The sequence below is a fragment of the Spinactinospora alkalitolerans genome, assembly GCF_013408795.1.
GTDB classification, from domain to species: Bacteria; Actinomycetota; Actinomycetes; order Streptosporangiales; family Streptosporangiaceae; genus Spinactinospora; species Spinactinospora alkalitolerans.
Genome location: NZ_JACCCC010000001.1, coordinates 658,816 through 675,245, shown reverse-complemented (window position 1 = coordinate 675,245; position 16,430 = coordinate 658,816). Strand labels below are relative to the sequence as shown.

14 protein-coding genes are annotated in these 16,430 nt (G+C 71.3%); 4 read left to right on the top strand and 10 right to left on the bottom strand.

Annotated features, from left to right (window positions below; all coding sequences use genetic code 11):
- The first annotated feature begins 52 nt into the window (after nucleotides 1–52).
- Genes HDA32_RS03265 through HDA32_RS03250 form a run of 4 tightly spaced genes read left to right on the top strand, consistent with a single transcriptional unit; the run spans nucleotide 53 to nucleotide 4,523 of the window.
- Entirely contained in the window at nucleotides 53–934 is an 882-nt protein-coding gene (locus tag HDA32_RS03265) for a sulfotransferase family protein (RefSeq protein WP_179641743.1), read from the top strand.
- A 43-nt stretch (nucleotides 935–977) separates the two neighbouring features.
- Nucleotides 978–2,531, top strand: coding sequence for a lipopolysaccharide biosynthesis protein (locus HDA32_RS03260; RefSeq protein ID WP_312863024.1), 1,554 nt, complete (start codon nucleotides 978–980; stop codon nucleotides 2,529–2,531).
- 40 nt (nucleotides 2,532–2,571) lie between these two features.
- Nucleotides 2,572–3,030, top strand: a complete 459-nt coding sequence (locus HDA32_RS03255) for a glycosyltransferase family 28 protein (RefSeq protein WP_179641742.1) — start codon at nucleotides 2,572–2,574, stop codon at nucleotides 3,028–3,030.
- Complete coding sequence (locus tag HDA32_RS03250) at nucleotides 3,027–4,523, top strand: glycosyltransferase (RefSeq protein WP_179641741.1); 1,497 nt, start codon at nucleotides 3,027–3,029, stop codon at nucleotides 4,521–4,523. Before HDA32_RS03255 ends, HDA32_RS03250 begins: the two co-directional genes overlap by 4 nt.
- A 351-nt stretch (nucleotides 4,524–4,874) precedes the next feature.
- Here HDA32_RS03250 and HDA32_RS03245 read toward each other — a convergent pair whose 3' ends face one another.
- The 10 genes from HDA32_RS03245 to glmU form a co-directional block, all read right to left on the bottom strand.
- Nucleotides 4,875–6,005 carry a glycoside hydrolase family 26 protein gene (locus tag HDA32_RS03245; RefSeq protein WP_376766929.1) on the bottom strand — a complete coding sequence of 377 codons (1,131 nt, stop codon included), beginning with the start codon at nucleotides 6,003–6,005 and terminating at the stop codon, nucleotides 4,875–4,877.
- A gap of 341 nt (nucleotides 6,006–6,346) precedes the next feature.
- Complete coding sequence (locus HDA32_RS03240) at nucleotides 6,347–7,270, bottom strand: sulfotransferase family protein (protein ID WP_179641740.1); 924 nt, start codon at nucleotides 7,268–7,270, stop codon at nucleotides 6,347–6,349.
- A gap of 90 nt (nucleotides 7,271–7,360) precedes the next feature.
- Nucleotides 7,361–8,629: a sulfate adenylyltransferase subunit CysN gene (gene cysN / locus HDA32_RS03235; RefSeq protein ID WP_179641739.1), complete on the bottom strand. Its 1,269-nt coding sequence runs from the start codon at nucleotides 8,627–8,629 to the stop codon at nucleotides 7,361–7,363.
- Nucleotides 8,630–8,692: 63 nt separating this feature from the next.
- Nucleotides 8,693–9,631 carry a sulfate adenylyltransferase subunit CysD gene (cysD, locus tag HDA32_RS03230; RefSeq protein ID WP_179641738.1) on the bottom strand — a complete coding sequence of 313 codons (939 nt, stop codon included), beginning with the start codon at nucleotides 9,629–9,631 and terminating at the stop codon, nucleotides 8,693–8,695.
- Nucleotides 9,632–9,672: 41 nt separating this feature from the next.
- Entirely contained in the window at nucleotides 9,673–10,464 is a 792-nt protein-coding gene (locus HDA32_RS03225; protein WP_179641737.1) for a 3'(2'),5'-bisphosphate nucleotidase CysQ, read from the bottom strand.
- 5 nt (nucleotides 10,465–10,469) lie between these two features.
- Nucleotides 10,470–11,936 (bottom strand): sugar transferase, encoded by a 1,467-nt coding sequence (locus HDA32_RS03220; RefSeq protein WP_376767012.1) that lies wholly within the window; start codon nucleotides 11,934–11,936, stop codon nucleotides 10,470–10,472.
- Nucleotides 11,937–12,283: 347 nt separating this feature from the next.
- Entirely contained in the window at nucleotides 12,284–12,943 is a 660-nt protein-coding gene (gene pth / locus HDA32_RS03215) for an aminoacyl-tRNA hydrolase (RefSeq protein WP_179641735.1), read from the bottom strand.
- 29 nt (nucleotides 12,944–12,972) lie between these two features.
- Nucleotides 12,973–13,617, bottom strand: coding sequence for a 50S ribosomal protein L25/general stress protein Ctc (locus HDA32_RS03210; protein WP_179641734.1), 645 nt, complete (start codon nucleotides 13,615–13,617; stop codon nucleotides 12,973–12,975).
- A 253-nt stretch (nucleotides 13,618–13,870) separates the two neighbouring features.
- Entirely contained in the window at nucleotides 13,871–14,848 is a 978-nt protein-coding gene (locus tag HDA32_RS03205; protein WP_179641733.1) for a ribose-phosphate diphosphokinase, read from the bottom strand.
- A 109-nt stretch (nucleotides 14,849–14,957) separates the two neighbouring features.
- Nucleotides 14,958–16,418 carry a bifunctional UDP-N-acetylglucosamine diphosphorylase/glucosamine-1-phosphate N-acetyltransferase GlmU gene (glmU, locus tag HDA32_RS03200; protein ID WP_179641732.1) on the bottom strand — a complete coding sequence of 487 codons (1,461 nt, stop codon included), beginning with the start codon at nucleotides 16,416–16,418 and terminating at the stop codon, nucleotides 14,958–14,960.
- Nucleotides 16,419–16,430 lie beyond the last annotated feature (12 nt).

The window sequence follows — 16,430 nt, the reverse complement described above, 5'->3', positions numbered from 1 at the left end:
CGCTATCGCGGACACGCCCATTCCGCACGAAGCAATAGGAGTGTCTGAAGCCATGTCCGTCGGCAAACACGTCACGAAACGGCTCCCCGAGCCGATGAAGCGCACGGCACTGTCCACCGCGAGCGCGCTCGGCCAGATCACCCGGGAGCTGCGGACCCTGCCGACCTTCCTCATCGTCGGGACCCAGCGGGGCGGCACGACCTCGCTGTTCAAGGCGCTGGTGCAGCATCCGCACGTCATGGGCCCGACACTGCGCAAGGGCGTGCACTACTTCGACACCCAGTACGGCCGCGGCGCGGACTGGTACCGGGGCAACTTCCCCCTTCGCCGGCCGGTGCGCCCGCGGGGGAGCCGGCGCACGGCGGCGCCCCAGGTGGGCGAGTCCAGCCCGTACTACATGTTCCACCCGCTGGCGGCGGAGCGCATCGCGCGGGACCTGCCCGACGTCAAGGTGATCGTGGCGCTGCGGGACCCGGTCGAGCGGGCCTACTCCGCGCACGTCCACGAACGGGCGCGCGGCTTCGAGAGCGAACCGTTCGAGGCGGCCCTCGACCTGGAACAGGAGCGGCTGGCCGGGGAGGAGCGGCGGCTGTGCGCGGATCCCGGCAGCAGCTCCCACAGCCACCAGCACCACGCCTACCTGGCCCGCGGCCACTACGTCGACCAGTTGCAGCGGCTGGAGAAGCACCTGGGGCGGGAGCGCGTGCACATCGTGGAGAGCGAGGCGTTCTTCACCGATCCCGAGAGCGTCTTCCGCGAGGTCGAGGAGTTCATCGGCGTGCCGCACCACCCGGGCATCCGGTTCGAACAGCACAACGCGCGCCCGCGCATCGGCATGGATCCGGCGCTGCGCGCGCGGCTGACCGAGCACTTCGCGCCCTACGACGAGCGACTCGCCCAGTGGTGGGGCCGGACGCCGGCGTGGCGGCGGTGATCCGCGTGCGGACGGAGCGGCCGCGGTGCGGGAAGGGGACCGGGTGAGCCGGCGGGACTCGGTCGGACTGGGGCGGGTGGCGCGCGGCGGCGCGGTCAACATGGCCGGGGCGGTGATCGGCGCGGCGCTGAACGTGGGGCTGGTGATCGCCGTCACCCGCGCGTTCTCCCAGGAGACCGCGGGCGCGTTCTTCTCGGCGACCTCGGTGTTCCTGATCGTGCTGGCCGTGGCCAACCTCGGCACCTCCAACGGAGTGGTCTACTTCGTGGCCCGGCTGCGCACGCTCGGCGCGGCCGGGCTGGTGCCGCGGGTGCTGCGGCTGGCGTTCGGCCCGGTCGTCGCGGTCTCGCTGGCCCTGAGCTGCCTGATGCTGGCCTCGGCCGGCGCGCTGGCCGAATGGCTCGGCGATCCGGAGGTGGGCGCCTACCTGGTGCTGCTGGCGGCCTTCCTGCCGTTCGCGGTCTACGCCGACGCCGCGCTCGCCGCGACCCGCGGGTTCCACGACATGCGCGCCACCGTGCTGCTGGACAAGGTGGCCCGCCCGCTGGCCCAACTGGCGCTGCTCGGCGGCGTCGCCCTCACCGGGGCGGCCGGCCTGCTCACGGTCGCCTGGGCCGGGCCCTACCTGCCTGCGGCGCTCCTGGCCGGGTGGTGGCTGCGCAGGATCATGCGCGCGGCTCCCCCGGCCCCGCCGGCGCCCGACCCCGACGCCGAGCCGCCCCGGGTCGACGCGCGGACCTTCTGGGCCTTCGCGCTGCCCCGCTCCGTGGCCAGCGTCGCCCAGATCGGGATCCAGCGCAGCGGCATCGTGCTGGTGGCCGCGCTGCGCGGTGCGGCCGACGCCGCCCTGTTCACCGCGGCCACCCGGTTCATGGTGGTCGGCCAGTTCGGCACCCAGGCCATCCAGTTCGCGGTCCAGCCGCGGCTGGCCGAGCTGCTCGCCGTGGAGGACCGCGCCGGCGCCAACACGCTGTACCGGACCAGCACGGCCTGGCTGATCTGCCTGACCTGGCCGCTGTACCTGCCGGCCATCGTCTACGCTCCGCTGATGCTGCGGCCGTTCGGCGCGGACTACTCCACCGGGTGGGGGGTGCTGGTCGTGGTCTCGGCGGGCATGCTGGTGTCCTCGGCGTGCGGCATGAGCGACCTGGTGCTGACCATGGCGGGCCGGACCGGCTGGAACCTGGTCAACAACCTCGCAGCGCTCGTGGTGACCGTCGCCGTGTCCCTGGCGCTGATCCCGTCGGCCGGTGCGGTCGGCGCGGCGCTGGCCTGGGCGGCGGCGATCGTCGTGCGCAACCTGCTGCCGATCCTGCAGCTCTCCCGTTCGATGGGGCTGCACCCGTTCAGCCGCACCTGGCTGATCGCCGTGGCCGCGTGCCTGGTGTGGTTCGTCCCCGCGCCCCTGGCCTGCCGCGCCGTGCTCGGCTCCGACCCGCTGTCCCTCGCCGTCGCGCTGGCGCTGGGGGGCGCGGGGTACGCGGCCACACTGTGGCGGCTGCGCGGGACGCTGGGGCTGACCGGGCTGCTCCGGCGCCGGGCGCGGGCCGAAGCCGTGGTCGAGGATCCCGGAAAAACAGTACCGACACCACTGTGAGTAACAGATAAATTACATAGAGTCATGTAATCATGGCCGCATGCCATCTGCCCCTGTTCTGCTCGTCGCGTCCAGCGGAGGCCACCTCGCGCAATTGTGGTCCCTGCGTCCCTGGTGGAAGCAGCGCGAACGCGTCTGGGTCACGTTCGAGACACCCGACGCGGTATCGACGCTCAACGGGGAGAACGTCCGTTGGGCCCACCATCCCACGACCCGCCACTTCGGCAACCTGCTGCGCAACAGCGTGCTGGCGCTGCGCGTGTTCGCCCGGCGGCGCCCCGGCGTGGTGGTCTCCACCGGGGCCGGGGTGGCCCTGCCGTTCTTCGTGCTGGCCTGGGTGCTGCGCGTGCCGACCGTCTACATCGAGGTCTACGACCGCATCGACACCCCGACGCTCACCGCGCGGCTGTGCCGCCCGTTCACCCGCCTGTTCCTCGCCCAGTGGGAGGAGCAGCGCGCATTCCTGCCGACCGCGATCACCGTAGGACCGCTGCTGTGACCGACTTCCACGCCACCTCCGAAGGCCGACCGCTCGTGCTGGTCACGCTCGGCACCGACCACCACCCCTTCGACCGGCTGGTCGACTGGGTCGACGGCTACGCCCGCGAGCACTCCGATGTCGCCGTCGTGGTGCAGCACGGCGCGTCCCGCGCCCCGACGGCGGCCCAGGGCACCGCCTTCCTCGACCGCCACCTGCTCGGCAGTCTCATGAAGCGGGCGGCCGCGGTCGTCACGCACGGCGGCCCGGCCACGATCACCGAGGTGCGCCGACGCGGGCGGCTGCCGATCGCGATCGCGCGCGATCCCGAACTCGGCGAGCACATCGACGACCACCAGCTCCGGTTCGTGACCCGGCTCGACGACGCCGGCCTGGCCCGCTCCTGCGCGAGCTCCCAGCAGTTGGCGGCCACGCTGGACAAGGCCCTGGCCCAGCCCGGGGACTTCCGGATCGACGGGGTCGGCGGGGCCGGCCCGGCCGCGGCGGCCCGCGCGGCCGGCGCCCTCATCGACCTGCTGACCCCTCCGGTCCGGTCGGCCGCCGACCGGCCGCTGCCCCCGCCGCAGGCGCCGGGAGCGGAGCCGCCCTGGCCCGAGGTGGCGGTGGTGGTGCCCACCCGCGACCGCCCCGAGCTGCTGCGGCGCACCCTGCGCAGCATCGCCGTGCAGGACTACCCCGGCAGAATCACCACGCTGGTGGTCTACGACCACGACGCACCGGACCACTCGCTCGCCGACGAGTCCGGGGACCGCCGCGTCCTGGTCCTGGGCAACACCATGAGCCCCGGCCTGGCGGGCGCCCGCAACACCGGGATACTCGCCGCGGGGACCGACCTCGTCGCCTTCTGCGACGACGACGACACCTGGCTGCCGCACAAGCTGCGCGCGCAGGTCGAGGTCATGCTGGCCGAGCCCGACACCGAACTGGTCTGCTGCGGCATCAGGGTCGCCTACGACACCGCCGAGGCCGAGCGCGTCCTGGACCGCACCACCGTCACCTTCGCCGACCTGCTGCGCTCCCGGCTGACCGAACTGCACCCCTCGACGTTTCTGATCCGGCGCGACGCCATGGTGCACGGCTGCGGACCGGTCAACGAGGAGATCCCCGGCAGCTACGGGGAGGACTACGAACTGCTGCTGCGCCTGGCCCGGCGCGGCCCCGTCCGCAACGTCCCCGAAGCCGCCGTCCGCGTGCTGTGGCACCGCCGGTCGCACTTCGCCGGCCGCTGGCAGACGATCTCCACGGCGCTGCGCTGGCTGCTCGCCGAGTACCCGGAATTCCGGCTGGTGCCGCACGGCTACGCGCGCGTGGCCGGGCAGATCGCGTTCGCCGAGGCCGCCGCGGGCCGGCGCGACGCCGCGCTGGAGTGGATCCTGACCACCCTGCGCGCGCGCCCCACCGAACCGCGCGGCTACCTGGCCCTGGCCGTCACCTGCGGCCTGCCCGCCGGAGCGGTCCTGCGCACCCTGCACAAACGCGGCAAGGGCGTGTAGTGCCCCGGCCGACGCCTCGGCCACAGGGAGCCTTGAAGCTCGACCACAGGGGGTTGTGAACCCCGGCCATAGGGGTTCGCGGTGAACGGGCGGCCCGTCGTGCGGCCGCAGGCCCGTGTGCGGGGTGCCCGGCTCCGCGCGAAGCACACCGGGCGTCCTGTGGACCAGACCGAAACCATGGTCACGGTGTGCACCAAAGGCGGCGGTCCGCTTCGCGCACGGGTGCGACGTTCACCTCAACGGGCCTGCGGCCGCACGAGAGAACCGCACCCGCGCGAACCCCCTCCTGAGGCTGAGGTTTCAAGACTCCCTGGAGTCAAAGTCTCCTTCACCCCTTCACGGGGCCGAGCTTCAAAACCCCCTGGCGCCGGGGACCCCTTCGACTCCCCCGGTATCGGGAACCCTCTCGGCTCCTCCGGCGTCGGGAACCCCTTCGGCTCCCCCGGTACCGGGGATCCCGCCGCCTCCCTGGGGCCTGCCGTGCAGCCACCGGGACGGGCCGGACGGGCCGTCCTGCGGCCGGTCCTTCCCGAGCCCCTCGGCCAGCTCCAGGGCGTCCTGGATCGCCTCGTAGGCCTGCGGCGGGATGTTGACGTAGTCGTCCCTGCTCGCGTCGATGAAGCCTGCCATGGCGTACTCGTTGTGCAGCACCCGGAAGTCGCAGGTGGGCGCGGTCATGCCGTCCCAGATCTTGACCGCGCGGACGCGCTCGTACTCGCGCAGCGTCTCGGGGATGTCGGCGTACCACCGCCGGGTGGCGGCGGGGTCCCCGGGGATCGGCACCGTGCCCATCTCGCCGATCATCACCGGCTTGTCGGGGTCGATGCCGTGCTCCTCGCCGTTGGCCTGGACCCATTCGTACATCGGGGCCAGGGCCTCCTCGAAGGAGTCCACGTGGTCCCAGTTCGGCTGCAGCTCGCAGCCGGTCATGTTGTAGGCCTCCCAGCTCAGCCAGTCGACGTAGTCGTTGCCGGGCCACAGGCCGGGCAGCCGGTCGAAGTTGTCCTCCCAGCCGGTCACGTTCCACACGAAGACCGCGTTGTCGGCGGCCTCGTCCCGGTACAGGTCCACGATGTGCCGCCAGGCCTCGGTGAACTCCTCCGGGGTGCCGCGCCTGTTGTAGCGCTTGTTGGCGTCGGCCTCGTGGTCGAACGTGACGTAGACGGGAACGCCGAGGTCGGCGATTCCGCGCGCCTGCGAGGTCAACTCCTCGTCGAAGTCGCCGTCGATGATCCGGCGGTAGCGCACCGGCGGATGGCCCGGCCGGGTGAAGCGCCTGGCCTCGATGTTGACGTGCAGGAACCTGCCCTCGCTGACGAGGCGGCGCTCCCGCTCGTTGGGGATGTCGCGCTGGTCGATGCCGTGCCAGGTGTAGACGATGTCCATCGAGCGGCCGATGGCCTCCTCGAGCGAGTGGATGTCCTTCTGCCACGGGCTGGCCCCCCACCAGACGCCGCAGGACGGCTCCAGGATCTCGCTCACCCCGCACCCCGGCCGGGGCGACGGGCCCGACGGACCCGACGGGGTCGGGACGGGCATCGCCCGCCCCTCGTCGGACGGGTACTGCAATGGCGAAGCCGAAGGGTCGTCGTGCACGCTCACCGGCCGCATCGCGGCGTGGCCGCACGCGGTGGCGAACAGCGTCGCCGCGCACAGAGCCGCACCGAACCTCCCGGTCCGACGCCGATCACCACTGGGCCGGGATCGGCACGCGCCCCCCGTCTTCACGGAACCTCTTTTTCCGCGCATACACAATTGGTTACCACATGCGCGCATCCATTCACACTAAGTGACCAAAAGTGGCGAGTCGGCCCTCCCTGCCGTCAATAGCCGTAACGCCACCGGGCCGGAGCCGTCAGGACCGACACCGTGATCCGGTCCCTGCGGGCGAGACCGCCCTGCCACGAGGTGTCGGCGCGCACGGCCACCGGCCCCGTCGTGAACCGCATCGGGTTGCCCGAGACCGTGTGGGTGCACGAGAGCCGCGCCGTGCCGTCGGGAGCCAGCGGCACCTCCCCGTGGTGCCCGACGAAGCCGGCGATGGCACGGAACTCCCTGACCGGCGCGGCGACGAAGTCCTCGTAGCGAACCCGCCGGGTGGGGGCGCCGCGTCGGGCCAGCGACGCCAGCACCGCGTTCTGCGCCATCCACTGCACCGCGGTCCCTCCGGGGGAGCGGCGGGCCATCTCCTGCTCGGGACTGCTCCGCATGGCATCGGGGCGCGGGACCCGCTTGCCCCAGGAGTGGGCGACGGCGCGCGGGTCGCGCACCACGTGCAGGACGCGCATCCGGCGGCCGTAGCGGCGCCACAGGCACGCCGCGAGTGAGGCGTGCTTGCTGGAGTCGACCACGACGGCGCAGCCGCTCACGCTCGCGATCGCGGCGTAGAGGCGGTCGTAGAGATCGGTGTAGCGGCGCACCCGCTCGGCCGCCTCGGCGGGCAGCTCCCGGCTCAGCAGCCGCGGCACGAACCGGGTACGGTCCACCGAATCCTTGAGGTCGAGCACCTCACGGGCGTCGAGCCGATCCCAGCCGCCGAACGCCTCGACGCCGACGGCGCTCCAGAAGGAGCAGTCGGCGAACGGCGCACCGCAGCCGCACGGCTCGCCGTCCACGAGGCTGCGCCGCCACATGTGCACCAGCTCGCCCACCGAGCACACGTCCGGCAGCTCGCCGAGGAGCCGCTCGATCAGGGTCGAACCGGACCGGCCGAGGCCGCCGACGAAGACCAATTGATAGTCACTCACACGAACGTAGATTACTACTGTGAGTGATCGTTGCTGGTCTTCAGCTCGCCCACGCGGAGGCCGACTCTCTTCGGCCCCCGCGCGCCCGCCTCAGCCCGCCTGCACGATCATGCCCGCGGCCACCGTCGTGTTCGTCCCCTCGTCGATCAGGATGAACCCGCCGGTCATCCGGTTGCGCTTGTACTCGTCGGCGAACAGCGGCTGGGTCCCCCGGAGACTGACCCGGCCGATCTCGTTGAGCGCGAGCTCGGTGGCGTCCTCGTCGCGGTGCAGCGTGTTGACGTCCAGCCGGTAGAACAGGTCGCGCACCACCGCCTTGGCCGTGCGGGTGGTGTGCTTGATGATCAGCTTGGAGCGCGGCGTGAGCCTGCGGCTCTCGGCCATCCAGCAGATCATCGCGTCGACGTCCTGGGTGACGGCCGGCTTGTTGTTGGGCCGGCAGATCATGTCGCCGCGCGAGATGTCGATGTCGTCCTCGAGCAGCAGCGTCACCGACATCGGGGAGAACGCCTCCTCGACCTCGCCGTCGGCGGTGAGGATCTTGGCGATGCGGGTGTCGAGCCCCGAGGGCAGGTGCGTCACCTCGTCGCCCGGTTTGAGCACGCCGCCGGCGACCTGGCCGGCGTAGCCGCGGTAGTCGTGCAGCTCCGGGTCGTCGGCCTTGTGCGGCCGGATCACGTACTGCACCGGGAAGCGCACGTCGATCAGGTTGCGGTCGGAGGCGATGTGCACGTTCTCCAGGTGGTGCAGCAGCGAGGGCCCGTCGTACCAGGGCATGTTCAGCGAGCGGTCCACCACGTTGTCGCCGTGCAGCGCCGAGAGCGGGATGAAGGTGAGGTCGGTGACGTCGAGCTTGGTCGCGAACGCCGAGAACTCCTGCTTGATCTCCTCGAAGCGCTGCTGGTCGTAGTCGACCAGGTCCATCTTGTTGACCGCGAGCACCAGGTGCGGCACCTGCAGCAGGGTGGCCAGGAACGCGTGGCGGCGGCTCTGCTCCTGCAGGCCCTTGCGCGCGTCCACCAGGATGATCGCCAGGTCCGAGGTCGAGGCCCCGGTGACCATGTTGCGGGTGTACTGGATGTGGCCCGGGGTGTCGGCGATGATGAAGGTCCGGCGCGGCGTCGCGAAGTAGCGGTAGGCCACGTCGATCGTGATGCCCTGCTCGCGCTCGGCGCGCAGGCCGTCGGTGAGCAGCGCGAGGTTGGTCTGCTCCTCGCCGCGGGTGCGGCTGGTGCGCTCCACGGCGTCGAGCTGGTCCTCGAAGATGGACTTGGAGTCGTACAGCAGTCGGCCGATCAGGGTGCTCTTGCCGTCGTCGACGGAGCCGGCCGTGGCGAACCGCAGGATGTCAGTGCTCATGTGCAGGTAGTCCCAAAGGAGTCGATAAGGGGTACGCGGCGGTGGGGCGGTCCCCGGCCCCGGCTAGAAGTAGCCCTCGCGCTTGCGGTCCTCCATGGCGGCCTCGCTGGAGCGGTCGTCGGCGCGCGTCTGGCCGCGCTCGGTGATGCGGGTGGCCGCGATCTCGGCCATGATCTCGTCGAGCCCGTCGGCGGTGGAGCGGACCGCGCCGGTGCAGGTCATGTCGCCCACCGTGCGGTAGCGGACCGTCGCCTCGAACAGCTCCTCGTCGTCATCGCGGACGATGTGGGGATTGTCGGCGAGCAGGATGCCGTCACGCTCGAACACGCGGCGCCTGTGCGTGAAGTAGATCGAGGGCAGGTCGAGGCGCTCGCGCCCGATGTAGCCCCAGATGTCGAGCTCGGTCCAGTTCGACAGCGGGAACACCCGGATGTGCTCGCCCCGGTCGATGCGGGTGTTGAAGGTGCCCCACAGCTCCGGCCGCTGGTTCTTGGGGTCCCACTGGCCGAACTCGTCGCGGAAGGAGAAGATCCGCTCCTTGGCCCGCGCCTTCTCCTCGTCGCGCCGGGCGCCGCCGAACGCCGCGTCGAACCCGTTGTCCTCGATCGCCTCCAGCAGCGCCGAGGTCTGCAGCCGGTTGCGGCTGGCCCACCGGCCGGTGGGCTCGGTGACCTTGCCCGCGTCGATCTGCTCCTGCACCGACGCCACGACCAGGCGCACGCCGGCCTCGGCCACGCGGCGGTCGCGGAACTCCATGACCTCGGGGAAGTTGTGCCCGGTGTCGACGTGCATCACCGGGAACGGGATCGCCCCCGGCCAGAAGGCCTTCTCGGCGAGGCGGAGCATGACCACGGAGTCCTTGCCGCCCGAGAAGAGCAGGACGGGACGTTCGAACTCGGCCGCCACCTCGCGCATGATGAAGATCGCCTCGGCCTCGAGGAAATCGAGCTGGGAGAGCTGGTAGCGCCCCAGTGGCTGACTGGCCTGAATCGCCTGGCTCATGAATCCGCCTCACGCTCGCGTCACTCACAGCGGCGGGGGCGTCAGCCACCCGCGTGTGGACCTGCACTGTCCAGATCCGCGACATTACGGATGCTGGCTAACAACATACTCGACAATTCCGGTCGGCATACCAGGATATCGGGAAGGGACGGGTCGGTCTCGTTGTAGGCCAGCTTCGCGCCGTCGATGCGCGAAGCGTGCAGCCCGGCGGCCTGCGCGACGGCGACCGGAGCCGCGCTGTCCCACTCGTACTGGCCGCCTGCGTGCAGGTAGATGTCGGCGATGCCCAGCAGCACCGCGCAGATCTTGGCGCCGGCCGACCCCATGGGCACGACCTCGGCCCCCATGCGGGTGGCCAGCCGCTGCACGAACTCCGGCGGACGGGTCCTGCTGGTGGTGATGCGCAGGCGCTGGCCCGAAGGGCGCTCGTCCGGCAGCCACGGCGGATCCACCGTGGACAGGGTGCTGCCCTGCGCCGGAAGGGAGACCGCGCCCGCCACCAGCTCGCCGTTCTCCCAGAGCGCGACGTGCACCGCCCAGTCGACCCGGCCGGCCTCGGCGAACTCCCGCGTCCCGTCGAGCGGATCGATGATCCACACCCGCCGGGCGCTCAGCCGCGCGCGGTCGTCGACGCCCTCCTCCGACAGCACGGCGTCACTGGGGCGCAGCCGGCCCAGCGCGGAGAACAGGAACTCGTGCGACAGGCGATCACCCAGGGTGCGCAGCACCTCGGGCTCCTCGAAACCGTTGCGCGCGCGCAACCGCAGCAACTGCTGCCCCGCCTCCGTGGCGAGATCCCGCGCCACCTCATGATCATTTCGGATGGTGCTCACCAGACTCAGTATGCTCCCGCTCCACGGATCACCGCTGACCACGTCTTCCACAGGATCTGGACGTCCAGGGTCAGCGACCAGTTTTCCACGTAACGCAGATCCAGTCGGACGGATTCCTCCCACGAGAGGTCCGCGCGCCCGCTGACCTGCCACAGCCCCGTCATGCCCGGTTTCACCACCAGTCGCCGCCGGACGTCGTAGCCGTACTCGGCCACCTCCTCCGGGAGCGGCGGCCGCGGCCCGACCAGGGACATGTCCCCCAGGAGCACGTTGATCAACTGCGGCAGCTCGTCGAGCGAGTACCGCCGCAACCAGGCGCCCACCGGGGTGATCCGAGGATCCCTGCGCATCTTGAACAGCACGCCGTCGTGCTCGTTACGGGGGTGCAGCACCGCCTTGAGCGCCTCCGCACCGACCACCATCGTACGGAACTTGTACAGGGTGAACTCCGCCCCGTCCTTGCCCACACGGGTCTGGCGGAACAGCGCCGGCCCCGAGCCGCCGGCCCGGATCAGCAGCACGATCACCGCGAACAACGGGGACAGCAGGACCAGGGCGAGCCCGGCCGCCACCCTGTCGTAGAGGCCCTTCACCAGCCGGCGCACGCCCGCGAGCTCCGGGTGCTCCACGTGCAGCAGGGGCAGGCCCGCCACCGGACGGATCGTCGTGCGCGGACCAGCCACCTCCATCAGCGCCGGCGCGACGGTCAGATCCGTCCCGCTCTTCTCCAACCGCCAGGCGAGCCTGCGCAGTTCGGCGCCGTCCATCTCCGGGCAGGTCAGCACCGCGACCGTATCGGCCCCGCCGGCCTCGACCGCCGCCGGCACCGCCGAGAAGGCCCCGTAGACCGGGCAGCCGTCGATGTCGGAGAGGTCCGGGGCGCACTGGCCGTCGGGCACGCACACCCCCACCACGTCCATGCCGTGATAGGGCTCGCGGCGGAACTGCCGGATGAGATCGCGCGCGCCGCCGCTGTGGCCGACGACCACCACCCTGCGCATGCACACCCCGGCCCTGCGGCGCCGGTGCAGCCGCTTGCGCCAGGCGTAGCGGATGGTCAGGCTCATCAGCGTCACCGCGGGCAGCGCGACCAGCACGTACCCGCGGGCGACATCGGTCTTGGTGGCGTAGGCCGCGATCGCCACGGCCGCGGTCGCCATCACCCCGGCGGTCAGAACGCGCCGGAACTCCTCGGTCCCCACCCCGATGAAGCGCCGCTCGTACCCTCCCGCGAGCGCGACGGCGACCGTCCACAGCAGCGGCAGCGCCAGCGATAACAGGACGTAGGGAAAGGCCGTCTCGGTGGTGATCATCTCCGCGAAGCGAAGTTGGACGGCCAGCAGCCCGGCGACGACCGCGCAGCTCAGATCGATGCCGAGCAGCCCGCCGACATAGGACCTCGTCCAGTCGGGGAGTACCCCTGCGACCGGTGCCCGCCCGGTACCGACCTCCACTGCGCTGAAGACGGCCATGACCCCCACCTCGACATCGCCCGCTCCGACCCGCATGGCGGCACGACACGACGGTACGAACCACAGCGAAATGAGTCAGGGGGCGTGGAACACGATCTGACCCGTGAACAGTAGCCAAACGTGACGGAGAAGTCGCGTAACGTCACTGAGGGTGATGGGGAAAACCCGTGCACAGTCCAGGTCAAGTGAGTACAACCCCGGTTTAGCCCCGGAATCCGGCATCCGGACCCGGCCGCCCCTCTGCCGACCGACCGGTCCGCGGGGAGAACCGCACCGCGCCCGAACCGGGCGCGCCGCCCGCCCCGGGCACCCGCAGGGCCCGGGTCCCGCGGGCGGAGGGGGAGCCGCTACTGGGCGGTGTGGTAGACGTTCTGCGCCTTCTCCAGGCCGTCGGCCAGCACGGTCTCGACCGCGTCGGCGGCGCGCTCGATGTTGAGGTCGAGCTCCTTGGCCTCGGAGCCGGAGAAGTCCTTCAGCACGAACGCGGCCGGATCCATGCGGCCCGGCGGGCGGCCGATACCGAAGCGGACCCGGACGTAGTCGGGGCCGTCCAGCGACTTGCTGATGGAGCGCAGGCCGTTGTGCCCGCCCGCGCCGCCGCCGCGCTTGAGCTTCAGGGCTCCGTAGGCGACGTCCAACTCGTCGTGGACGACGAGGACGCGCTCCAGCGGAATCTTGTAGAACGAGCAGAGCCCGGCGACCGGGCCGCCGGAGAGGTTCATGTAGGAGCGCGGCTTGGCCAGCACCGCCGGCACGCCCGCGACCCGCGTCTCGGCCACCTCGGCGTGCGCCCGGTGCGCCTTCCAGCGCTCACCGGCGCGGGCGGCCAGCGCGTCGGCCACCATGAAACCGACGTTGTGCCGGTTCCCGGCGTACTTCGGCCTGGGGTTGCCCAACCCCACGACCAGCCACCGCTGCGCGCCCACGTCACTCCCCCGCTGATCGGCGGCCCGCCCCGGAAACACGGACGCGCGGCCTCCCAGCAGGCGCTGCAGGAGACCACGCATCGGTGCGAACCCTTTTCCTCGAAAGAAGACTACTCGTTCTCGGCCTCGACCTTTTCGTCGGCGGCCTCGCCCTCGGGGGCCTCGGCCTCGACGGCCTCGCCACCGGTCTCGGTCTCCGCCTCCAGCTCCTCCTCGGTGCGCTCGGCGGCGATCGTGAGGACGATGGTCTCGGGGTCGCTGGACAGCTCCACGCCCGACGGCAGCTTCAGGTCGGCCGCGGTGACGTGCACGCCGACCTCCATGCCCTCGACGTCGAACTCGACGCCCTCGGGGATGTGGGTGGCCTCGGCCTGGACCTCGACCTGGACGAGCTCCTGGTTGAGGACGCCGCCCGGGGCGACCTCGCCGGTGAGGACCACCGGGATCTCGACGGCGACCTTCTCGCCCTTCTTCACGACCAGCAGGTCGACGTGCTCCAGGAAGCCCTTGATCGAGTCGCGCTGGACGCTCTTCGGCAGGGCCAGGTTGTCGCCGCCCTCGACGCCGTCGACGCGCAGCAGCACGTTCGGGGTCTTCAGGGCCAGCATCAGGTCATGGCCCGGCAGGTTGATGTGGCGGGGCTCGGTGCCGTGGCCGTAGAGGACGGCCGGCACCTTACCCGCGCGGCGGGCGCGGCGTGCGGCGCCCTTACCGAACTCGGTGCGCGGCTCGGCAGCGATGCGTACCTCGGACACGACAAAACTCCTCGGAATCACCCCCGCATACGCGGGGAAACACGACTTCTGTAGAACCACTCCCGCATGGGCGGGGAAACCCCGCGTAGACGGGGAACACGACCGCGCCGCGCCACACCAAAAGCCCACGCGGCCACAGGGACGAGCCCCACGGACGCGGGGACACTCGATCAAGTCTACTGGTTCGGAACGGCAGCTCCGAACACGGGAGACCGGCCCGACAGGCGGACCGGCCCCCTGGCCGGCCGGACCCTCAGCCCGCACCCTCGAACAGGCTCGTCACCGAACCGTCGCTGAACACCTCGTTGACCGCACGGGCCAGCAGCGGCGCGATCGACAACTCCGTGAGCTTGTCGAACCGGCGCTCCTTGGGGACCGGGAGCGAATTGGTGATGACGACCTCGGAGATCCGCGAGTTCTGCAGCCGCTCCGCCGCTGGACCCGACAGCACGCCGTGCGTCGCCGCCGCGATGACCTTCGAGGCCCCCTGCTCGAACAGCGCGTCCGCCGCCTTCACGATCGTGCCCGCGGTGTCGATCATGTCGTCGACCAGCACGCAGGTGCGGCCCTCGACCTCACCGACGACCTCGTGCACCTTGACCTCGTTGGCCACGTCCGGGTCGCGCCGCTTGTGGATGATCGCCAGCGGCGACCCCATCCGGTCCGCCCAGCGGTCGGCGGTGCGCACCCGCCCGGCGTCCGGGGAGACCACCGTCGCCTCGGCCTTGTTCACCTGCGAGGCCACGTAGTCCGCCAGGATCGGCAGCGCGAACAGGTGGTCCACCGGGCCGTCGAAGAAGCCCTGGATCTGGTCGGTGTGCAGGTCGATCGCCATCAGGCGGTTCGCGCCCGCGGTGCGGAACAGGTCCGTCATCAGCCGGGCCGAGATGGGCTCGCGGCCCCGGTGCTTCTTGTCCTGGCGCGCATACCCCAGGAACGGCGTCACGACGGTGATGCGCTTGGCCGAGGCCCGCTTCAGCGCGTCCACCATGATCAACTGCTCCATGATGGACTCGTTGATCGGATCGGAGTGGCACTGGAGCACGAACGCGTCACAGCCCCGCACCGACTCCAGGTAACGGACGAAGATCTCGCCGTTGGCGAAGTCCTGGAACTTCGTCGGCGCCACATCGATGCCGAGCTGCTCGGCCACCTGCTCCGCCAACTCGGGGTGGTTGCGCCCCGAGAAGAGCATGAGCTTCTTCTGACCCGCGGCCTTCATGCCGGTCACTTGTGTTTCCCCCACGGTTTCGATTGAACTCCTCGCCTGTGCCGCTCCGCGACCGAGCCGCCGGGCGCACGGGCGCGCTCGATCGCCGGCCGCACGGACCCCGGCCCGATCAGCCCTCGCTCGCCCCACCGGCCTCGTCCGCCCGCTGCGCCGCATCGGCCGCGGGCGTCCCGGGACGCTTGCGCCGGACCCACCCGTCGATGTTGCGCTGCTGATGACCGGCCGAAACCGCCAGCGCACCGGGCGGGACGTCCTCACGGACAACGGTTCCGGCGCCGGTGTAGGCGCCGTCACCGACACCGACCGGGGCGACGAACGTGTTGTCGCTGCCGGTGCGGGCGTGATCGCCGATCGTGGTGCGGTGCTTGTTGACGCCGTCGTAGTTGACGAACACCGAAGAGGCTCCGATGTTGACACCGCGGCCGATGTCGGCGTCACCGACATAGGTCAGGTGCGGCACCTTCGAGCCCTCGCCCACGGTGGCGTTCTTCACCTCGACGTAGGTGCCCACCTTGGCACCGCGGTCCAGCGTCGCGCCGGGGCGCAGGTAGGCGTATGGGCCGACGGTCGCCTCGGCCCCGATGATCGCCTCGTGGGCGACCGTGTGGGAGACGGCGGCCTCGGCCCCGACCCGGGTGTCGCGCAGCAGCGCGCCCGGGCCGACGTGCGCGCCCTCACCGACCACGGTGGCGCCCTGCAACTGGACCTGCGGCTCGATCACCGCGTCGCGGCCGACCTCGACCTCGGCGTCGATCCAGGTGGTGGCGGGGTCGACGACGGTCGCCCCCGCGCGCATGATCCGGGTGAGCAGCCGGTCGTTGAGCAGCCGGCGCGCCTCGGCGAGCTGGACGCGGTCGTTGACACCCTGGATCTCGACCCAGTCGCGCGCGACCGCCGCGTCCACCGGGTGGCCGTCGCCGCGCAGGATCGCCACCGCGTCGGTGATGTACTCCTCACCCTTGGCGTTGTCCGTGGACAGCCGGTTGACCACGTCGGACAGCAGGGCGCCGTCGAACGCGTACATGCCGGAGTTGATCTCGTCGACCGCGCGCTGCTCCTCGGTGGCGTCGGCGTGCTCGACGATCTCGGTGAAGGCGCCTCCGGCGTCGCGGACCACCCTGCCGTACCCCGCGGGGTCGGGCACCTTCGCCGACAGCACCGTGACGGCGTTGCCCGCGGACTCGTGCGCCGCGACCAGGTCCGACAGCGTCTCGCCGCGCAGCAGCGGGGTGTCGCCGTAGGCCAGGACGACCGTGCCGGACAGGGTCACGCCCTCGGCGCGCAGCGCGTCGACGGCCATGCGCACGGCGTGGCCGGTGCCGTTCTGCCGGTCCTGGACGGCGGTGCCGACGCCGGGGGCCACGTCCTTGAGGTGCTGGGTGACCTGGTCCCTGCCGTGGCCGACCACGACCACGACGCGCTCCGGGTCGAGCTCGGCCGAGGCCGCCAGGACGTGGCCCAGCATGCTGCGGCCGCAGATCTCATGGAGGACCTTGGGAAGCTTGGACTTCATACGGGTGCCCTCGCCCGCCGCGAGGACGATGACGGCAGCCGGGCGGCTCACGCTCACTGGCGGAGACTC